At 72.1% G+C, this 20141-nt stretch carries 14 protein-coding genes; 5 read left to right on the top strand and 9 right to left on the bottom strand.

Annotated features, from left to right (window positions below; all coding sequences use genetic code 11):
• Window positions 1-223: 223 nt before the first annotated feature.
• Entirely contained in the window at window positions 224-3013 is a 2790-nt protein-coding gene (gene glnE / locus HFL01S_RS12010) for a bifunctional [glutamate--ammonia ligase]-adenylyl-L-tyrosine phosphorylase/[glutamate--ammonia-ligase] adenylyltransferase (RefSeq protein ID WP_084383247.1), read from the bottom strand.
• Window positions 3014-3027: 14 nt separating this feature from the next.
• Here glnE and HFL01S_RS12005 point away from each other — a divergent pair, with 14 nt between their 5' ends.
• The 4 genes from HFL01S_RS12005 to HFL01S_RS11990 are packed head-to-tail and all read left to right on the top strand — an operon-like array spanning window position 3028 to window position 10690.
• The gene (locus HFL01S_RS12005; RefSeq protein ID WP_066258700.1) at window positions 3028-7200 is read left to right on the top strand and encodes a YhdP family protein; all 4173 of its coding nucleotides are present in this window, start codon (window positions 3028-3030) and stop codon (window positions 7198-7200) included.
• A 28-nt stretch (window positions 7201-7228) separates the two neighbouring features.
• Window positions 7229-8035 (top strand): carbon-nitrogen hydrolase family protein, encoded by an 807-nt coding sequence (locus HFL01S_RS12000; protein WP_066258698.1) that lies wholly within the window; start codon window positions 7229-7231, stop codon window positions 8033-8035.
• A gap of 4 nt (window positions 8036-8039) precedes the next feature.
• Window positions 8040-10055 (top strand): two-component system sensor histidine kinase NtrB, encoded by a 2016-nt coding sequence (locus tag HFL01S_RS11995; RefSeq protein ID WP_066258696.1) that lies wholly within the window; start codon window positions 8040-8042, stop codon window positions 10053-10055.
• Complete coding sequence (locus HFL01S_RS11990; RefSeq protein WP_066258693.1) at window positions 10052-10690, top strand: response regulator transcription factor; 639 nt, start codon at window positions 10052-10054, stop codon at window positions 10688-10690. Before HFL01S_RS11995 ends, HFL01S_RS11990 begins: the two co-directional genes overlap by 4 nt.
• 3 nt (window positions 10691-10693) lie before the next feature.
• Here the strand turns inward: HFL01S_RS11990 and HFL01S_RS25410 are convergent, their stop codons facing one another.
• A complete protein-coding gene (locus HFL01S_RS25410) occupies window positions 10694-10834 on the bottom strand; it encodes a hypothetical protein (RefSeq protein ID WP_164868308.1) in 141 nt (46 codons plus the stop codon).
• On the opposite strand from HFL01S_RS25410, the gene mltA reads away from it, so the two are divergent.
• Window positions 10767-11978, top strand: coding sequence for a murein transglycosylase A (gene mltA / locus HFL01S_RS11985; protein ID WP_084383246.1), 1212 nt, complete (start codon window positions 10767-10769; stop codon window positions 11976-11978). The two genes, HFL01S_RS25410 and mltA, sit on opposite strands and share 68 nt — an antisense overlap.
• Before the next feature lie 36 nt (window positions 11979-12014).
• Here mltA and HFL01S_RS11980 read toward each other — a convergent pair whose 3' ends face one another.
• Genes HFL01S_RS11980 through HFL01S_RS11950 form a run of 7 tightly spaced genes read right to left on the bottom strand, consistent with a single transcriptional unit; the run spans window position 12015 to window position 20118 of the window.
• Window positions 12015-13106 (bottom strand): glycosyltransferase family 4 protein, encoded by a 1092-nt coding sequence (locus HFL01S_RS11980; RefSeq protein ID WP_218008625.1) that lies wholly within the window; start codon window positions 13104-13106, stop codon window positions 12015-12017.
• Window positions 13103-13978, bottom strand: a complete 876-nt coding sequence (locus tag HFL01S_RS11975) for a glycosyltransferase family 2 protein (protein ID WP_066258689.1) — start codon at window positions 13976-13978, stop codon at window positions 13103-13105. The genes HFL01S_RS11980 and HFL01S_RS11975 overlap by 4 nt, the downstream gene beginning before the upstream one ends.
• Window positions 13975-15723, bottom strand: coding sequence for a GMC oxidoreductase (locus tag HFL01S_RS11970; protein ID WP_066258687.1), 1749 nt, complete (start codon window positions 15721-15723; stop codon window positions 13975-13977). The genes HFL01S_RS11975 and HFL01S_RS11970 overlap by 4 nt, the downstream gene beginning before the upstream one ends.
• Complete coding sequence (locus HFL01S_RS11965; RefSeq protein ID WP_066258686.1) at window positions 15720-16898, bottom strand: aminotransferase class I/II-fold pyridoxal phosphate-dependent enzyme; 1179 nt, start codon at window positions 16896-16898, stop codon at window positions 15720-15722. The genes HFL01S_RS11970 and HFL01S_RS11965 overlap by 4 nt, the downstream gene beginning before the upstream one ends.
• 4 nt (window positions 16899-16902) lie before the next feature.
• Window positions 16903-17889, bottom strand: a complete 987-nt coding sequence (gene galE / locus HFL01S_RS11960; RefSeq protein WP_066258685.1) for a UDP-glucose 4-epimerase GalE — start codon at window positions 17887-17889, stop codon at window positions 16903-16905.
• A gap of 31 nt (window positions 17890-17920) precedes the next feature.
• Window positions 17921-19072 carry an acyltransferase family protein gene (locus HFL01S_RS11955; protein ID WP_169802332.1) on the bottom strand — a complete coding sequence of 384 codons (1152 nt, stop codon included), beginning with the start codon at window positions 19070-19072 and terminating at the stop codon, window positions 17921-17923.
• Window positions 19069-20118: a J domain-containing protein gene (locus tag HFL01S_RS11950; RefSeq protein WP_066258682.1), complete on the bottom strand. Its 1050-nt coding sequence runs from the start codon at window positions 20116-20118 to the stop codon at window positions 19069-19071. Before HFL01S_RS11950 ends, HFL01S_RS11955 begins: the two co-directional genes overlap by 4 nt.
• Between the last annotated feature and the right edge of the window lie 23 nt (window positions 20119-20141).

The following is a 20141-nucleotide window of genomic DNA, read 5'->3' as shown; positions in this document are numbered from 1 at the left end:
CGGCTTTGGCGCCATCGTGAAAGCATTGAGAGGATTCGTGGCGGAAAAGTTCCGCAGGTGGATGACCATGTGCCCTCCGGTGGCTGGCGTGTCGGTGAACTGTCTGGTTTTATTGTGACTGATCAGTCACAAAACAGCCGAAACATTCTTTCTAAAACCCATGATGGTCATAGGGTTATCGGTTCGGGATGGCCCGCGCAGCGGCGGAGCGTGGGGGCCCTATTTATTCCGTCTTGCCCAGCGCGTGGCGCCAGAGCGCCTGCACCGCGCTCGCCATGCCGGCGGCGGCCTCGGCGCCTATCTGCGTGGGTGCCTCGTCCAGCCGCGCGCGGTGCTGGATGGCGCGCAGCTCGCGGTAGGCGTCGGCGGCTTCCTGACCCACGCCTCTGGGCAGCAGGCCCACGGCCTCGGCGCGCTGCAGCAGCGCGATGTTGCCCAGGTTGCCGCGCAGTTCCGGGTGTTCGCCCGAGTGCGCCAGCACCAGGTACTGCACCACGAACTCCACGTCCACCATGCCGCCCGGGCTGTGCTTGACGTCGAACTGCTCGCCGCGCACCGGGTGGGCGCTGCGCACCTTCTCGCGCATGGCGGTGATTTCCTGCGCCAGCGCCGCACGGTCGCGTTCGGCGGTGATCACGGCCTCGCGCACGTCGTCGAAGCGCGGTTGCAGACCGGCCATGCCCATCACGAAGCGCGCGCGGGTCATGGCCTGGTGTTCCCAGGTCCAGGCGGTGTTGCTGCCGCGGCCGCGCTGGTAGTTCTCATACGCCGTGAAGGTGGTCACCAGCAGGCCGGAGTTGCCGTTGGGGCGCAGCGCGGTGTCGATCTCGAACAGGTCGCCCTCGCCGGTCTTGACCTGCAGCCAGTTGATCAGCTTGCGCACAAAGGCGGCGTAGATCTCGCTGGCGTTCTCGTCCTCGTCTTCGTAGACGAACACGATGTCCAGGTCGCTGCCGTAGCCCAGTTCCTTGCCGCCGAGCTTGCCGTAACCAATGATGGCGAAGGCCGGCTCTTCGCGGTGGCGGTTCTTCAGCCGCGCCCAGCACCAGCGCGCGGTCACGCGCAGCACCGCGTCGGCCAGCGCCGAGAGGTCGTCGGCCACCTGCTCGACCGTCAGCACGCCCTCGATGTCGCGCGCCAGGGTGCGGAACACCTCGGCGTGGTGGGCACGGCGCAGCAGGTTCAGCAGTTCTTCCTCGTCGTCCTCACCGGTTCGGCGCAGCGCGGTGCGGCGGTCTTCCAGATCGGCCTCGAACTGGGCGGCATCGAAACGATCTTCCAGCAGCTGGCGGCTGGCCAGCTCGTCGATCACGCCCGGGTGCTTGAGCAGGTAGCGCGCGGGCCACTTGGCCGCACCCAGGATGCGCAGCAGCCGCTCGTGCACCGAGGGCCGCTCCTGCAGCAGGGCCAGGTAACTCTCGCGGCGCAGCAGCGGCTCGATCCAGTCGGCCAGGCGCAGCGCGGCCTGTTCGTTGACGCGGCCTTCGTCGAGCCAGGCGCCGGTGCGCTGGACCAGGCGCACCAGGCGCAGGCGCGCGTCCTCGCGCAGCGCCAGCACCCGCGGGTGCTCGCACCACTGCGCCACCTTGGCGGCGAAGGCCTCGGGCAGCCCGGCCATCACGCCCTGCAGGTCTTCCACCGCGCCGCGCGCGCCGTTCTTGTTGCAACCCTTGCCGGTGCAGCCGCCACCGGGCGCGCCGCCGAGCAGGATGTCGAACTCGTGCGCTACCGTCTCGCGGTGGGCGTCCAGCGCGCACAAAAAGGCGCACATGTCGGGGAAGCCCAGGGTGGCGGCGATCCAGGCCAGGTCGTCGTCGCGCGTGGGTATCAGGTGGGTCTGCTGGTCGTCCAGGTACTGGATGCGGTGCTCGACCTTGCGCAGGAAGTCGTAGGCCGCCGCCAGCGCATCGGCCGTCTCGCGCGGCATCAGGCCGGCCTTGGCCACGCGCTGCAGCGCGTCCAGCGTGGGGCGGGTGCGCAGCTCGGGGAACTGGCCGCCGCGCACCACCTGCAGCAGCTGCACGGTGAACTCGATCTCGCGGATGCCGCCGCGCGAGAGCTTGACGTCGTTGGCCCGGCCCGGGTTGCCGGCGGCGCGCTTGGACGCGTGGTCGCGGATCTGGCGGTGCAGGGTGCGCAGCGAATCGAAGACGTTGTAGTCCAGGTACTTGCGGAACACGAAGGGCAGCACGGCCCCGCGCAGCGCGCTGGCGCTCTTATCAGCGATGCAGGCGGCCGGCGCGATGACGCGGCTCTTGAGCCAGGCAAAACGCTCCCACTCGCGGCCCTGGACCAGGAAATACTCCTCCAGCGCGCCCAGCGAGACCGCGGCCGGCCCGGAATTGCCATTGGGCCGCAGAGCGAGGTCGACCCGGAACACGCTGCCGTGTTCGGTGGTCTCGCCCACCGTGTTGTAGATGTGCTTGACCGCCTTGCCGAAGTACTCGTGGTTGCTGATGCGGTTGCGCCCGGCCGCGTTGCCGGCCGTCTCGCCGTCGGCGTCATACACATAGATGAGGTCGATGTCGCTGGAGACGTTCAGCTCGCGCGCCCCCAGCTTGCCCATGCCGATCACCCAGAGCTGGGCGCGCTGGCCGTTCTCGTCCAGCGGCGCGCCGTACAGCTCGTCCAGGTCGGCAAACGCCAGCCGGCAGGCCTGGTCCAGCGCCAGTTCGGCCAGTTCGGTCACCGCGCGGGTGATGTCCTGCAGGGGCGCACCCTCTTCGCAGTCCAGCACCACCAGCCGCTCCATCACCAGCTGGCGCAGCACGCGCAGGGCGGCGGGCATGGGCAGGCCGCGGCCGGTGAGCGTGGCCAGGCAGGTGTTCATGAGCGCCTTGACCGGCGGGCCCGGCGGCAGGCAGGCCAGCTCGTTCTCGTAGCGGCGGCGCACCCGCTGCACGAAGCGCGAGTGCTCGGCCAGCCGGGTGGGCAGCGGGGTGTCGGCGGGGTTCACATTTGGCGACAAAGGAGAAACCGACGCTGCGGAACCGTCGAGAGGGCTGACCGTCATAATTTGCGTTGGATATGAATCAAAGCCCGGCCCCAGCCGCCCCTGCCTCAAGAACCCAGAAGACCTGGTCGGCGATCACTCGGCTGTTGCTGTGGATGGTGCTGACGGTCTGGCTCCTGTTCGCACTCACCTGGGGCACCTTGCATTTTTGGATTGTGCCGCGAATCGGCGAATGGCGCCCCGACCTGGAGCGCTGGGCCAGTGCGGCTGTGGGGGTACCCGTTCAGGTGGGTGCCATCCGCGCCGAGTCGCAGGGCGACGCCAGTGCCCGCGCCGGCTTCCTGTTGCGCCTGGTGCCCACGCTCGAACTCAGCGACGTGCGCCTGCTCGACCCCCAGGGCCGCGAGGCCCTGCGGCTGCCCAAGGTGCGGGCGGCGGTGTCGGTCACCTCGCTCTGGCGCCTGGGCTTCGAGCAGCTGCTGATCGAGGCGCCGGTGCTCGACATCCGCCGCACGCCGCAGGGACGCATTGAAATCGCAGGCCTGGACTTTTCGGGGCCGCAGACCGGCGACCACCGCGCGGCGGACTGGTTCTTCTCGCAGTCCGAGTTCGTGATCCGGGACGGCACCGTGCGCTGGACCGACGAACTCAAGGGCCAGCCCCCCCTGGCCCTGAGCCAGCTGAGCTTCGTGGCCCGCAACCGCGTGCGCAGCCACCTGCTGCGGTTGGACGCGACACCGCCGTCCGAATGGGGCCAGACCTTCAGCCTGATGGCGCAGATGCGCGAACCCCTGCTGGACCTGGGGCCGCAGCCGCCCGGCCAGGCACCCTGGCACAACTGGAGCGGCGAGGTCTACGGCGACTTCCCGGCGGTCGATGTCTCGCGCCTGAAGGCCTATGTCGACCTGTCCGAATGGGGTGTCGAGGTGCGGGCCGGCCAGGGCCGTCTGCGCGCCTGGGCCGACGTCGAGCGCGGTCAGGTGGCCGGCGCCACCGTCGACATGGGCCTGCGCGAGGTCGCGACGCGGCTGGGCAAACAGCTGCCGGAGCTGGCGCTGGAGCGGGTTGATGGCCGGGTGGTGACCAGCTGGGGCGCGCAGGGCTTCCAGGTGGCCAGCGACGACCTGAGCTTCCGCACCCAGGACGGCCTGGACTGGCCCGCCAGCAAGCTGCGGCTGGCGCACGACAACGGCCTGTCCCGCGGCGCGAACGCCAGCGCAACGACCACCATCGAGGCCGACCGCCTGGACCTGGCGGCGCTGGCCGCGCTGGCCACGCGCGTGCCCCTGCCCCAGGCCAGCCGCGACCTGCTCACCAGCCTGCGGCCGGCCGGTCAGGTGCAGGGCCTGTCGGCGCGCTGGCAGCAGCCGGTGGCGCCGGCGGCGGTGGCGGGCCAGCCCCCGCCGCCGGCCCCGGCCGTCACCGTCTACCAGGCCAAGGGGCGGGTCAGCGGCCTGGCGCTGGCCGGCCAGCCCAGCGGCCGCCTGTCGGCCTACGGGCCCTACCCCGAACTGGGCCGGCCCGGGGTGGTGGGCGCCAGCGCCGACTTCGACCTGCACCAGGACGGCGGTACCGCGCGCGTCTCCATCACCGACGGCGCGCTGGAGCTGCCGGGCATGTTCGAGCAGCCGCAGATTCCCATGACCAGCTTCCAGACCGACGCGCGCTGGAACATCCAGGGCGAGCGCATCGAGGTCTGGCTGGAGAACATGCGCCTGGCCAATGCCGACGCCGCAGGCACGGGGCGCCTGCACTGGACCACGGCCGACCCGGCGCGCAGCAGCGCCAAGTCCCGTTTCCCCGGTGTGCTCGACCTCAACACCACCCTCAACCGCGCCGACGCCGCCCAGGTGCACCGCTACATGCCGCTGTCGGTGGGTGCCGACGCGCGCCGCTACGTGCGCGAGGCGATCCGCGGGGGCGCGTCCGACCGGATCGAGTTCCGCGTGCGCGGCGACCTCTGGGACCTGCCGTTCCACCAGGCCGGCGCCGACGGCGAGTTCCGCATCACCGCGGCGCTCAAGGATGTCGACTTCGCCTATCTGCCGCCCTACCTGCAGGAAACCGGTGCCCCGGCCTGGCCGGCGCTCAAGGCGGTCAATGGTGAGCTGGTGCTCGAAAGGGCCTCGCTGAAACTCGGCGGGCTCAGTGCCGGGGTCGAGGGCCTGCCGCAGGTGCGGCTGGGTGAGGGGGAGGTGCTGATTCCCGACCTCATGAGCACGCCGAGGGTCGAGGTCGGCGCGCGCACCCAGGGGCCGGCCGCCGAGGTGCTGCGCTTCGTGCAGACCTCGCCGCTCGACGGCCTGCTCTCCGGCGCCCTGTCCAAGGCCACCGGCACTGGCAATGCCGGCGTGAGCTTCAAGCTGCAGCTGCCGCTTGAAAAACCTGAGAACTTCGCGCTGCAGGGCAGCGTGCAGCTGGGCGGCAACGACCTGCGCATCACGCCCGATGCGCCCCTGCTGGAGCGCAGCAGCGGTGGCATCGCCTTCACCGAGCGTGGCTTTAGGCTGACCGATGCCCGCGCCCGCCTGTACGGCGGCGACGTGGTGCTCGAAGGCGGCCTGCAGCCCGACGCCCGGGGCGTGGCCAGGGTGGAATTCCGCGGCCAGGGCAGCGCCACCGCCGAGGGGCTGCGCGACGGCGGGCTGGGCTTCGTCTCGCGCCTGTTCGCCAGCGCCAGCGGCAGCGCGGCCTACACCGCGCGCCTGGGTTTCCGGGGCGGTGCGCCGGAGATCAGCGTGAGCAGTTCGCTGCAGGGCCTGGCGGTGGACCTGCCAGCGCCCCTGTCCAAGAAGGCCGAGGACATCCTGCCGCTACGCTACGACAACACCGTGGTGGGGGTGGCGTCCGAGGGCACCGGCGAGGTGGCCCGCTCCGACCGGCTGGCGGTCGATATCGGCACCGCGGCGCAGCCCCTGCTGTCGCTGCAGTACGAGCGCGACGTCACCGGCCCCGAGGCGCGGGTGCTGCGCGGCAGCCTGGGCGTGGGCCTGCAGGCGGGCGAAACCGCGCCGCTGCCGCCACAGGGCGTGGCGGCCAACCTGCGCTTTGCCCGCATCGACGTGGACGCCTGGGAGCGCGTGTTCAGCGACGCCAGCGGCGTCGAGGTGCGCGCCACCACCCCGGGGGCCAGCGTTGCGCCGGCCCAGGCGGCGAGCCTGAACTACCTGCCCACCGTGCTGGCGGTGCGCGCCGGCCAGGTCGATGTCGACGGCCGCAGCTTCAACAACGTGGTGCTGGGCGGCTCGCGCGAGGGCACGCAGTGGCGCGCCAACGTCGACGCCGACGAGCTCAACGGCTATGTGGAATACCGCCAGGCGGCGGGTGGCAGCGCCGGCAGCGTCTACGCGCGGCTGGCGCGGCTGGACCTGGCGCCCAGCGCCGCGGCCGATGTGGAGCAGCTGCTGCAGCAGCCCAGCAGCGTGCCGGCGCTGGACATCACGGTGGAGAACCTGGTGCTCTCGGGCCGCCAGCTCGGGCTGGTGGACATCCAGGCCGTCAACCGCGGCGTGGGGCGCAACCGGGAATGGCGCCTGAACAGGCTGAACGTGCGCGTGCCCGAGGCGCGCCTGATCGCCAGCGGCAACTGGGCCGCCACCGGGGACGAGGGCGCGGCGCGCCGCACCCGGCTGGACTTCCGGCTGGACGTGGACGACGCGGGCCAGCTGCTGACGCGCTTTGGCCGCGCGGGCGTGGTGCGCGGCGGCAGCGGCCACATCGAGGGCGAGATCGGCTGGCTGGGCTCGCCCTTCACGCTGGACTACCCCAGCCTCTCGGGCGAGATGGCGGCCAACTTCGAGACCGGCCAGTTCCTCAAGGTCGAGCCGGGCGCGGCCAAGCTGCTGGGGGTGCTGAGCCTGCAGGCCCTGCCGCGGCGGCTGACGCTGGATTTCCGCGACGTGTTCTCCGAGGGCTTCGCCTTCGACTTCGTGCGCGGCGACGCCAAGATCGCGCAGGGCGTGGCGACCACCAACAACCTGCAGATGAAGGGCGTGAACGCCGCCGTGCTGATGGAGGGCAGCGCCGACATCGTGCGCGAGCAGCAGGACCTCAAGGTGGTGGTAGTGCCCGAAATCAACGCCGGCACCGCCTCGCTGATCGCCACCGCCATCAACCCGGCCATCGGCCTGGGCACCTTCCTCGCCCAGTTCCTGCTGCGTGAGCCGCTGCAGTCCGCCACCACCCAGCAGTTCCACATCAGCGGCGGCTGGGCCGACCCCAAGGTCGAGAAGATCGAAAAGAAGTAAAAACGCACACCGACACCAAGGAGCACCCATGAAAGTCGCCGCCATCCAGATGGTCTCGGGCATCAGCCTGGACGCCAACCTCAGCGCCGCTCGCGCCCTGCTCGACCAGGCCGCCCGCGCCGGCGCCGAACTCGCGGTGCTGCCCGAGTACTTCTGCTTCATGGGCCAGCAGGACGCCGACAAGCTGCTGCTGGCCGAGCAGACCGGTCTGGGCACGGTGCAGGACTTCCTCTCCGACGCGGCGCGCGAACTCAAGCTGTGGATCGTGGGCGGCACGCTGCCCATGGCCACCGACGACCCCGCGCACGCGGCCAACGCCTCGCTGGTGTACGACCACAAAGGCCACTGCGTCACCCGCTACGACAAGATCCACCTGTTCCGCTACGACAACGGCCGCGAGGCCTACGACGAGGCCGCGGTGCTGCGGGCCGGCGACACGCCGGTCTCCTTCGAGATGCCCACCCGCCACGGCGAGCACTGGCGGATCGGCATGAGCGTGTGCTACGACCTGCGCTTCGGCGAGCTCTACCGCATGCTCGCCGCCGACCTGCTGCTGGTGCCCGCGGCCTTCACCCACACCACCGGCCAGGCGCACTGGGAGGTGCTGCTGCGCGCCCGAGCGATCGAGAACCAGGCCTACGTGATCGCCAGCGCCCAGGGCGGCGTGCACGAGAACGGCCGCCGCACCTGGGGCCACAGCATGGTGATCGACCCCTGGGGCCAGGTGATGGCGATGCAGGCCGAAGGCCCGGGTGTGGTGATGGCCGACATCGACCTCGAACGCCTGCGCGCCGTGCGCGAACAGCTGCCGTCCCTCCAGCACCGCAGGCTGTGAGCCTATGAAACGACCGCCGCGGCGCTGGCTGCTGTGGGGCGCGCTGCTGCTGCTGGTGGTGGTGCTGCTCGGCGTGCTGGTGTTCCTGGCCGCCGAGTACGAGGAGTCGCGCGACCAGGAAGCGCTGGAGCGCGACGCGTCTGCGCTGGCCGGCGACATCCGCAACGGTCTGGTGCGCAACGTGCAGACCCTGCAGGCGCTGCACAGCGTGGCCCCTACGGCCGATTCGTGGCAGGACCCGGCCGCCGAGGTGCTGGACCAGCACCGCGAGCTGGTGCGGCTGGAGTGGCGCGACGCCGGCCTGCGCCTGGTGGCCGAGCGCGACTCGTCCTATGTGTCCGGCCTGTACGGACAGATGTCGCGCGCCCAGGCCCTGCCCGACGTGCGCCAGGCCTGCGAGAGCGCGCAGCGGGTGTCCGGGCCCTCGTTTTCGCCCAGCTACTTCTGGCCCATGAGCAGCGGCCTGGGCATGGAGCTGATGGAGATGTGCCTGCCGGTGGTGCGCACCGGCGCGGCCGAGGGCTACCTGGTGGCGACCTACGCCCTGCCCGGCCTGCTGTCGGAACTGACCAACAAGGCGCTGCTGCGCAACCGCGGCCTGGCCTTCACCGAGGTCGACGGCACCCGGCTGGCGCTCTACAGCGCCGTCACGGGCAACCGACTGCAGGTGGCCAGTGCCTTGCTGGACCTGCCGGGCCACACGCTGGTGCTGCGGCTGGAGAGCCCGCGCCGGGTCGCCGGCCTGTTCCCCAATGTGCTGACGGCGGTGGTTGGCGCGCTCTCGCTGGCCCTGCTGGCGGTGCTGGTGCTGCTGGGGCGCGACATGCGGCGGCGCCAGCGCGCCGAGACCGAGGTGGCCGAGGCGCTGGCCTTCCGCAAGGCGATGGAGAACTCGCTGGTGACCGGCTTGCGCGCGCGCGACATGAACGGCCGCGTGACCTATGTGAACCCCGCGTTCTGCCAGATGGTGGGCTTCTCCGCCAGCGAGCTGATCGGCTCGGGCCTGCCCGCGCCCTGGTGGCCGCCCGAGCTGGTGAACGAGTACCAGCAGCGCCAGGCGGTGCGGCTGGCCGGCCAGGTGCTCCCGCGCGAAGGCTACGAGTCGGTGTTCCAGCGCAAGGACGGCACGCGTTTTCCGGTGCTGATCATCGAGGCGCCGCTGATCGACGCCCAGGGCACGCAGACCGGCTTCATGAGCGCCATCCTCGACCTGAGCGAGCAGCGCCGCGTCGAGGAGCTCAACCGCGCCTCGCAGGAGCGGCTGCAGGCCACGGCGCGGCTGGCCACCGTCGGCGAGATGGCCTCGCTGCTGAGCCATGAGCTGAACCAGCCGCTGGCCGCCATCGCCAGCTACGCCAGCGGCTCGCTCAACCTGCTGGAAGACCCCGACGCGCCGCCCGACCTGCTGCGCCAGGCGATGCAGCGCGTGAGCGAACAGGCCGAGCGCGCCGGCCGCGTCATCAAGAGCGTGGCCGACTTCGTGCGGCGGCGCGAGCAGGTGCGCGAGGCGGTGGCGCCGGCTGCCCTGCTCGACGCCATCCTGCCGCTGCTGGGCCTGCAGGCCAAGAAGCTGGACATCCGGGTGGAGACGCGCATCGCGTCCGGCTGCCCGGCCGTGCTGTGCGACCGCACCATGGTCGAGCAGGTGCTGCTGAACCTGGCGCGCAACGGCATGCAGGCCATGCCCGATGGTGATCCGCCGCTGGCCTCGGGCCTGCGCAGCATCCAGATCCACATCGCGCCGCGCCGCCCGCAGTCCGCCGATGGCGAACCCCTGCGCAAGACCTGGGTCGAGTTTGCGGTCACCGACCACGGGAAGGGCCTGAGCGACGAGGTGCGCGAGAAACTGTTCACACCCTTCTTCACCACCAAGGCCGAGGGCATGGGCCTGGGACTGTCGCTGTGCCGCACCGTGATCGAGCAGCACGGTGGTGCCCTGACCTTCGAGCCGGCACAGCCGCGCGGCACCGTGTTCCGCTTCACCCTGCCTGCGGCGGATTCACTATCATCCCGCCCATGACCCAGCATCCCGACGCCAAGGTGTTCATCGTCGATGACGATGCGGGCGTGCGCGACGCGCTGGCCTGGCTGCTGCGCACGCGGCGCCTGCTCAGCGAGCGCTACGACAGCGCCGACGCCTTCCTGGCCGAGATCACCCGCTGGTCCTCCGAACCCTCCGTGCCCTGCTGCCTGCTGCTGGACGTGCGCATGCCCGGCACCAGCGGCCTGGCGCTGTTCGAGCAGCTGCTGGCGCTGCCCTGGCAGGCGGCCATGCCGGTGATCTTCCTCTCCGGCCATGCCGACGTGCCGACCGCTGTCGACGCCGTCAAGCGCGGCGCCTTCGACTTCTGCGAGAAGCCGTTTTCCGACAACGCCCTGGTCGACCGCGTCGAGCAGGCGCTGGCACTCTCGGCCCAGGTGCAGGAGGGGCGGCGCGTGCAGCGCAGCGTGCAGCAGCGCCTGGACAGCCTGACCGAGCGCGAACGCGACGTGATGGACCTGGTGATCGAGGGCCTGCCCAACAAGCTGGTGGCCGACCGGCTCAACATCAGCGTGCGCACGGTGGAGGTCCACCGCTCGCGCGTGTTCGACAAGATGGGCGTGAAGTCGGCTGTCGAACTGGCCAACGCGCTGCGCCAGCTGGGGGCGCGCTGAGGCTCAGTCGTCCCGCGGATCGGGCCTCTCGGCCTTGCGCTCCTCGGGCAGCTCCCCGTTTTTCCGACCCGAGAACATGGTCCACCACACGATGAAGATCAGCAGTACCAGCGCAGCGAGCGCTTCGAGCAGCAACAGGGTCATGGACAGGGGCCGGAGTGCACTGGTTCGGTGGACGACGGCGCTGATTGTAGGCAGCCTGGCCGCCTGCACCACCGTCGAGGTGCCGCCCGCGGCGCCGGGCGCCCGCCCGGCCGACGGCAGCCTGCCGCCCGCCATCCAGCAGCCGGCCAGCCGCTGGGTTCCGGTGCGCTGGAGCGAGCTGCCGGGCTGGGGTCTGGACAGCCTGCACGAGGTCTGGGGCGCCTGGGTGCGCGGCTGCGAGAAGCCGTCGCCGGTGCAGGCGCCGCTGTGCGCCGAGGTGCGGCCGCTGATCATGGCCGGCACCGCCGAGCAGCAGGCCTGGATCGAAAGCCGCTTCCAGCCCTACCGCGTGGTCGAACCCGACGGCAGCGCGCCGCAGGGCCTGCTCACCGGCTACTACGAGCCGGTGCTGGAGGCCTCGCGGACCACCACCTTCAGCCACCGCGTGCCGGTGTACGCGCCGCCGCTCGGCGTGCGGCTGGGCAGCAACGAGCCGCCCTGGTACACCCGGCAGGAGATCGACACCCTGCCCGCGGCGCAGGCCGCGCTCAGGGGGCGGGTCATCGCCTGGCTGTCCGACCCCATCGACGCCCTGGTGCTGCAGATCCAGGGCTCGGGCCGGCTGAACATCAAGGAGCCCGACGGCACCGTCAAGCAGACGCGCGTGGCCTTTGCGGCGCACAACGGCCACCCCTACCAGAGCGTGGGCAAGTGGCTGCTGGACCGTCGCGAGATCCGTGAGGGCAACTGGGAGGGCATCCGCGCCTGGGCCGCGCAGAACCCCGACCGGCTTAACGAGATGCTCTGGAGCAACCCGCGCACGGTGTTCTTCCGCGAGGTGCGCCTGACCGAGCTCAACGCCCGTTTCGGCCCTGCCGGCGCGCAGGGCGTGCCGCTGACGCCGGGCCGCTCGATCGCCGTCGATCCGCAGAGCATCCCCTACGGTACGCCGGTCTGGCTGGCCTCCAAGGGCGTGGTCTTCAACCAGCAGCGTCTGGTGATGGCGCAGGACACGGGGGGCGCCATCACCGGCGCGGTGCGCGCCGACCTGTTCACTGGCTGGGGCAACTGGGGCGACGCGCCCTACCAGCTCGCCTCGCGGCTCAAGCAGCCGCTGCAGATGTGGGTGCTCTGGCCGCGCTGACGCGGCACCGGGCCACCCGCACTCGCGCCCACCCGGTCACTGCCACTGCGCCGTCACCTGCGCGATCACCTCGACCAGCCTGCGCGCCGCCGCCTCCCAGGTGAAGCGGGCCGCAAAGGCCTGGCCGGCCTGCGCCAGCGACTGCCACAGCGCCGGGTCGTTCTGCAGGCTCAGCAGCGCAGCTTCCCAGGCCGCCGGGTCGTGCGGGTCGACCCGCAGCGCGCCCGGCCCGCAGACCTCGGGCAGGGCGCCGCAGGGGGCGATCAGCGCCGGGGTGCCCAGCATCAGGCCCTCGACCGGTGGCAGGCCGAAGCCCTCCGTCAGCGAGGGCGTGCAGACGGCCAGCGCGTGGGCCTGCAGGCTGGTCATCTCCCCCTCGCTCACGTAGCCGGCGAACACGGTGTTGGGCGGCAAAGACCAGCCCGCCGCCGCAAAGTCCGCGGCACTGGCGCGCCCGGTCAGCACCAGCGGCAGCCCCGCCAGCCCCGGGCGGGCAAAGGCCCGCAGCAGCAGGCCGATGTTCTTGTGCGGCTGCAGGTTGGCCAGCGCCAGCGCGTAGCGCCGCGGGCCCAGGCCGAGGCGGCGCAGGATGGTGTCGTCCCGGGGGATGCGCCGCACATGGTCGACGCCGTTGTGCACGACGTGGATGCGCTCGGCCGGCGCGATGCCCAGCGCCACGAGCTCGCGCCGCGCGAACTCGGACACGGTGAGCAGGCCCCGCTGCGCGGCCCCCGCCCGCCGGATGTGCAGGCGCGCCCAGGCGCTGCGCACCTGCCCGTACGAGCGGGGGGTGGTGAACACCTGGGCGTCGTGCACCATGGTCAGGCCCGCGCGCACGCCGAACGGCGCCATGTTGCAGAAGCCCAGCAGGAGCTGGCCGCGCGCGGCCCGGGGCAGGAACAGCTGTTCCCAGGCGATGCCGTGCAGCCGCCCCGTTTCCCGCACCGGCAGCTCCGGGGCCGGCCAGGCCGGGCGCGTGCCGGGCGGCACGGCGATCGAGACCGGCGGGCGCTGCGGCAGCTCGCCCAGCGCCCGCGTCAGCTCGTAGGCCACGCGGTGCACGGCGGTCGGCGGCGCGGACAGGAAACGTCCGTTGATGAGCACCCCGGGCGGGGCCTTCGTGTTCACAGCTCCAGGATCCGGCGGGGGTCGGCGCGCCCCCTCAGGACATCCAGCAGGGCCAGCCAGTTGCCGGCGGCGCGGCCGCGGCGGTCGATCCAGGGCTCGGGGCGCAGCAGCCGGGCGTGGTTGGCCAGCAGGTTGCGAACGATCATGCGGGCCGCGACTTTTCGCGGCAGCGTGGCCTTGCGCAGCAGGTACACCGGGTTGCAGACCTGGCTGTAGCCCAGCCGGCGCCCGCTGCGCTCGCGCCCGCGCTTCTCGCCGCAGTGCACGCCCCGGAAGGCGTCGGTATGCACCAGCGGCCCCGGCACGCGGCCGCCGAAGTCCAGGTCTTCGAGCCAGGCGTAGAGCGGCAGGTTTTCGTCGAAGCGCACGCCCGCGATCGCCGAGGCCCGGTAGGCCATGTTGCAGCCGTAGAGCCCGTGGGTGTGCGCCAGGATGGTGTGCGTCTGCGGGTCGCCCGCCGCGTCGGCGGCCTCGACCATGCGCACCGCGTCGTCGGGCGCAATGCCAGGGCCCTGGACGCCGTCGGCCAGCACCAGGCCGTGCGCGCCGGCCACGCCGGGGTGCCGCTCAAAGAAGCGTGCGATGCCGGCGATGGCAAAGCGCGAGGGCACGAAGTCGTCGTCGTAGAAGACCACGGCCCCGGTGTCCGGGCGCAGCCGGTACAGGCCCCGGTTGCGCTGCACGCAGGAGCCGCGCGGCCCGAAGACCTGCTCGACCGTGAACGGGTGGTCCCCGGCCGGTGGTGCGTCGGCCGGGCTTTCCATCGACAGGATCACCTGCGAGGGCCGCTGCGTCTGCGCCGCCAGCCGCTCCAGCAGCACCGCAACGCTGTCCGGGCGCCCCAGGGAGGCCACGATCACGGCCACGTTCATGGACGGCTCCGCTGCGCGAGGTGCTCGGCCAGCCGGTGGGCGAACGCCACGATCATGAGCGTGGGGTTGGCGTGGCCGGAGGTCGGGAAGATGGACGCGCCCGCGACGTAGAGGCCGTCGACGTCATGCACCTTGCAGTCGGCGTCCACCACGCCCCGGCCCGGATCGGCCGCCATGCGCGTGGTGCCGGCCGTGTGGCCCATGTCGATGATGTCGGGGCTGTGCGCGTCGCGGTCGGCGATCCAGTCGGCGAGCACCGGCGGCGGCAGGCCCGCCCGGGCGAACTCCTGCTGCACGAGGGTGGCCAGGCGGGTCAGCGTGTGCATCTCGCGCTCGCCGATGCGCCAGTGCGCCACCGGCAGCGGCATGCCGAAGCGGTCGGTCTTGGGCGAGAGCTCGATGCGGTTGTTGCGGTCCGGCGCCTGTTCGCAGACAGCGTCGAGCGAGAGACCCACCAACTTGTGCGGCACGCCGCGCGTGAGGTACTCCTCGACCGCCAGGCCCGGCCGCCAGCGCAGCACCTGCTGGACCGCGAAGTGCGTCCAGGCTTTGGGGACGCGCTGGCTCTGGAAGGCCAGGCGCGCCAGCCCCTTGGCCATGATGCCCGGGGACTTGAGGATGGCCTGGGCGTCGGACAGGACGTTCCGGCTCTGCCGTTTGGCGATGCGGCGGACGGCGCTCCACGGGTCGTCCGGTGCGCGCTCGCCCATGGTGTAGGCGGCGCAGTTGAGCAGGCACTCGTCCGCCTGCACCCGGGCCGTCGGGGCCAGGCCGTGCATGTACATGCTGACGCCCCGCGGGCCCCGCAGACCGTAGAAGCCATACAGCCGGGACACGGCGGGGATCGCCTGGGGGCTGAAGCGGGCGATCCGCGCGCTGGGATGGTCCATCAGGCAGCGCCCGACCATGTCGTGCTGGTTGCCCAGGCCGTGGCGGTGGTGCGCGCGCGAGTTCAGCAGCAGGCGCGCGTTCTCGATGGCGCTGGCTGCGAGCACGATGGTCCGGGCCTCGATGGTCCGGCGCGCGCCCGTGGCGTCGGCCACCCGCACCGCGCAGGCGCGCGCGCCCGATGCATCGGTCAGCACCTCCAGCACGGTGGCGCCGGTGAGCACGCGGCAGCCCTTCGGCGCGGCGTGCAGGAACTCGGTGCCGGCGTGCAGCACGTCGGTTGGGTCCAGCGTGGAACGCGCGAACTGCCAGAAGAAGGAGTCCAGCACGGCGGGGTCCGGGCGGTGCGCCGGCGGCGCGCGGCGCAGGTGCTCCCACAGGCGGCCGTCGTAGCAGTTGAGGCCGAGGTTGAGCGCCTCGGCCGCCCGGTCCACGTGGGGCGCGAGGTCGGCCGCCGTCACCGGCCAGCCGCTGTCGGGCACCCAGGGGCGCGCGGTGTAGTCCAGCTCGGCGAACGCGGCCGATTTGCCGGCCCAGGCCACCGTCGAGCCGCCCAGCGCGCGGCAGCGCACGCCGAAGCCCTGGCGGCCGTGGGCCCACATGCGCGTCTGGTGGGCGTGGAAGCGCTGGCGCCGGTCGGCCTGGTGCGGCGTCCAGAGGCCCGCTTCGCCCAGCGTCTCGTTGAGCGCTTCGGTGCTCTCCTGCTCCTGCAGCCCGCCGCTCTCCAGCACCAGGGTGCTGCGGCCCGCCGCCGCCAGCCCGCGGGCGACGGTCAGGCCCGCCGGGCCACCGCCGACGATCAGCACGTCGCAGGGCCCGATGGGGGCATCGCCCAGATCGGCGAGGTCCTGGATCACGCCAGCGCCCCCTCGCGCTGGGCGGACCGGCGGGCGATGGCCGCGCGCAGCGTTTCCTTCTGCAGCAGCATGACGGGCGCCGGGTAGCGCGCGCCCAGGGACACCCGGCAGGTGCGGGCGAGGATGTCCAGCGTGGTCTGGTAGTCCTCGGCCCGGTAGTGGACCTCGCGCGGGGCCCAGCGGTGCGGGTTCATGCGGTCGTGGAACCAGCGCTTGGACAGCACCGCCTCCCAGTTGGTGAACACATGGCGGCCGGTGTCGATCAGCCGCCCCGCGCCCCGCGTCTGTCCGAAGGCCTTCGCCTCCTGCGGGTCGTCGAAGAGCACGCTCAGCGCCACCGCGTTCTCCGGGTCGTTGTGCGGCGAGGGGCGGCAATGGGGCTGACCGGCAAAGAGTTTCGCGACACCGGGATAGCGCGCGCGCAGGGTGTTCAGCATCGGCTCCAGCCGGCCCAGCTGCGCGTGCAGCACCGCGCCGGTCAGTTCGGACACGCGGCAGTTCAGGGCCGAGAACAGGGGCTCGTCGGTCGGGGCGTGGCCGCGGATGAAGGCGCCCGGGTCGTGGAACATCCGGGCGCGCTCGAACCAGCGGTCGTCGTTGGTCAGCACGGCCCCGCCTTCGCCGGCGCTCATGTTCTTGTGCTGGTTGAAGCTGAACACGCCCAGGTCGCCGATGCCACCGACGCGGCGGTCCTTGTACCGCACGCCCACGGCCTGGCAGGCGTCCTCGATCACCAGCAGCCGGTGGCGGCGCGCGATCGCCATGACCGCGTCCATGTTGCACACCGCGTTCTGCATGTGGACCGGCACGATGGCGCGGGTGAAAGGCGTGATCTTGCGTTCGATGTCCTGCGGGTCGATGGTCAGCGACTCGTCGATGTTGACCAGCACCGGCACGGCGCCCACGGCCAGCGGCGCCAGCGCGGTGGAGACCCAGGTGTAGGCGGGCACCAGCACCTCGTCGCCAGGCCCGATGCCCGCCGCCGCCAGCGCGGCGATGAGCGCGTTGGAGCCGCTGTTGACCGTGAGCGCGTGCCGCACGCCGACCAGCCGGGCCAGCCGCTGCTCGAAGCGCGCGGTGAACCCGTCCTGGCCGCGCGCATAGCGCTGCAGGTCGCCCCTGGCGATCACCACGCCCAGGTTCAGCAGTTCCCGCAGGCCCACGGCACGCCACATGGTCTCAGGCCTCCACCGGCTGCAGGGCCCGGCACTCCCAGCGCCAGGCGTGTTCCACCAGCGTGTCCAGCGCGGCGTACTGGGGCCGCCAGTCCAGGCGCCGCTGGGCCAGGGTCGAGTCGGCCACCAGGCGGGCCGGGTCGCCCGGGCGGCGCGGCGCGTACTGCACGGCGATGTCGCGCCCGGTCACCCGCCGCGCGGCCTCGATGACCTCGTTCACCGAGAAGCCGTGGCCGTTGCCCAGGTTGTAGGCCTGGCTGGGGTCACCGGCCATCAGGCTCTGCAGGGCCAGGCCGTGCGCCTGGCACAGGTCGTGGATGTGCACGTAGTCGCGGATGCAGGTGCCGTCAGGCGTGTCGTAGTCCTGCCCGAATACCGAGATGTGGGGGCGCCGGCCCGAGGCGGCCTGCAGCACCAGCGGAATCAGGTGCGTCTCGGGCTCGTGCCGTTCGCCCAGCTGGCCTTCGGGGTCGGCCCCGGCGGCGTTGAAGTAGCGCAGGCACACCGAGCGCAGACCGTAGGCGCGGTCGTAGTCGGCCAGCGCCTGCTCCACCATCAGCTTGCTGCGGCCGTAGGGGTTGATCGGCTGCTGGCGGTGGTCCTCGGCGATGCGGGTGGTCTGGGGCTCGCCGAAGATCGCTGCGGTCGACGAGAAGATGAAGCGCATCACCCCCGCCTGCCGCATCGCGTCCAGCAGGTTCAGCGTGTTCACCACATTGTTCTGGTAGTACTTGCCCGGGTCCTGCACCGATTCGCCGACCTGGATGTGCGAGGCGAAGTGCATCACGGCGTCGAAGCGCCGCTCGCGCAGCAGCCGGTCCAGCAGCGCGCGGTCGGCGATGTCGCCTTCGACGAAGCGGCCGTGCAGCACCGCGTCGCGAAAGCCCCCGACCAGGTTGTCCAGGGTGGTCACCTCGCAGCCCGCCAGGGCCAGGTGCTTGACCATGTGCGAGCCGATGTAGCCGGCACCGCCGACGACCAGGATGTTCATGTGTTCTCCCATGGGTTGCTTGTTAATGTGTTCAGTGGACGGAGCGCTTGAGCCCCGCCGGGGTGGCCGGGTGGGCCGACGGGTGGGCGGACGCCAGGCGCTGCAGCAGGCGCTTGAGCCTCTGCTGGCCCCAGGGCTCGGGGCCCAGGGCGATCCACAGGGCCAGGGCCCCGATGACCAGCAGGCAGACCGCCAGCAGCAGCCCCCGGTGTTCGATGGACACCGCCAGCCACGGCACGAGGTACATGCCCAGCACCAGATGCCCCAGGTACAGCGGGTACGAGACCCGGCCCAGGGTGGTCAGCAGGGCCCTGGCGCGGGGCTGCGCCACCCGCGGCCCGCGCCCGCTGGTGAACAGCATCAGCGCGGCCAGCATGGCCAGCCACACGGTCACGGCCACCACCAGCTCGCCGCGGGTGTCCGCCTTGAGGCGGATTTCCAGCAGGCACAGCAGGACCAGCAGCACGGCGACCGCCAGCCTCCTGGCGGAGGGGCCGCTGCGGGTGATGGCGCAGAGGGTCATGCCCAGGGCGAAGTAGACGCCGTGGTGCAGCAGCAGAACCTTGAAGCCAAACCAGTTCAGCGGCGGGGACGGCTGCAGGCCCAGGGCCACGGTGGCGCTGTGGACGATCAGGAACAGGCCGCTCACGCCGCCGAGCAGCAGGGCCAGGCGCTGCAGCCCGTCGCCCGGGGTGCCGCCCAGGCGCTGCTGGAGCGCGAGCGCCGCACAGACCAGCGCGTAAAAGACCGCCTCGACCACCAGCGTCCAGACCACGCCGTCGATGTAGGGGCCCTTGGGTGAGAGCAGCACGGTGCGCAGCCAGTCCAGCAGCCGCTCGGGCAGGGGCTCGCCGGCGGCCACCCGCACCAGCAGCGACAGGGTCGCGCAGATCCAGAGCGCCGGAAGAATGCGCACCGCCCGCTTCATGGCAAAGCCCTGCCAGGACACGCCGAGGGCCGACTGGGCGATGACGTAGCCGGACAGCACGAAGAAGAACTGCACGCCGATCCAGCCGGCCGACACCGCGCCGGGCAGGAAGGCGAACGCGGCGTCCGCCCCGGTGGCGCCATAGGTCGGTGCCGCCGCGCCGAACAGGCTGAAGTGGAACAGCACCACCGACAGGGCCGCGAGGAAGCGCAGCAGGTCGATGCCGTGCACATGGCCGGTGGAGGGCGTTGTCATGGCTGGGCCACCAGTCGGGTCAGCACGGGCGATCCCTGCTGCACCTGGAACACGCTCTGCAGGTTCAGCCGCAGGGTCTCGTCCTGCTGCTGGGCGTTCTGCAGCCGGAAGTCGAGCGCGCTGTCCACCACGAAGCCGTCGGCGGCACGGGAGAGCTGGTTCTTCACCTCGTCCAGCCCGCGCACGGTGCGCCCCGCCAGCCGCTGGTTGAAGTCGCCCACGAAGCGCGTGGTCTCCGGGTGGCTGCGCCATTCCTGGTTCAGCACCTGCAGCACCGTCTCGCCCCGGCCCGAGCGCAGCGCGCCCACCACCTGGTCCAGCGTGGGGCGCACGTCCTCCAGCCGCAGCGCGGGTGGTGCCGTGGCCGGACCAGCGGGCGGTACCAACGCGTCGGGCCGCGGCGCCTGGGCCATGAGCGAGACGCCCGGCCGACGCGGGCCGCCGACCCACCAGCCCAGGCCCGCCAGCAGCAGGGCCGTGGCGACCCCCGCCTGCACCACGCGCCGGGCCGGCAGGCGCATCGGTGGCGCCCGGTGGCCGCGCGGGCGTGGCGCGGCCACCGGCGCGGGCTTGGGCTGGGCGCGCGCCGGCGCCAGGGTGGCGTCGTAGCGCTGGCGCCGCTCGGGCGAGGACAGCACGTCGTGGGCGATGTTGATGCGGGCCGCCGCGTCGGCCGGCCAGGCTTCTTCCTCGCGCACGAAGTCGGGGTGCACCAGCCGGATCATCATCCGGTAGTGCTCGCGCAGCAGCTCAGGGGTGGCCGCCGGTGTCAGGCCCAGCACGGCGTAGTGGTCGGCGCCGGGCCGCAGCATCACGGTGCGCACGAAGAACCGCGCCGCCCGCCGCGCGCGCGGCGCCGAGGCGGTGCCTCCCTCGACCGCCCGGTTCGAGGCCAGGCGCAGCACCGTGCCCAGCTGGTCGAACAGCAGGGCGGGCTCGCGCCGGGCGACCGGGTAGCGGCCGGGCGCCTGCTCGAAATCCAGCAGCGCCGCCAGCACGCCGGCGGCGCGCGGGTTCGCCACAGGGGGTTGCGGGGTGGGCGGCATGGCGGGTGGTCAGGGCGCGGGGT

This window comes from Hydrogenophaga flava NBRC 102514, from assembly GCF_001571145.1.
Lineage (GTDB): Bacteria > Pseudomonadota > Gammaproteobacteria > Burkholderiales > Burkholderiaceae_C > Hydrogenophaga > Hydrogenophaga flava.
Note: the sequence above shows the minus strand (reverse complement) of the source record. Positions and strands in the feature narration are given on the sequence as shown.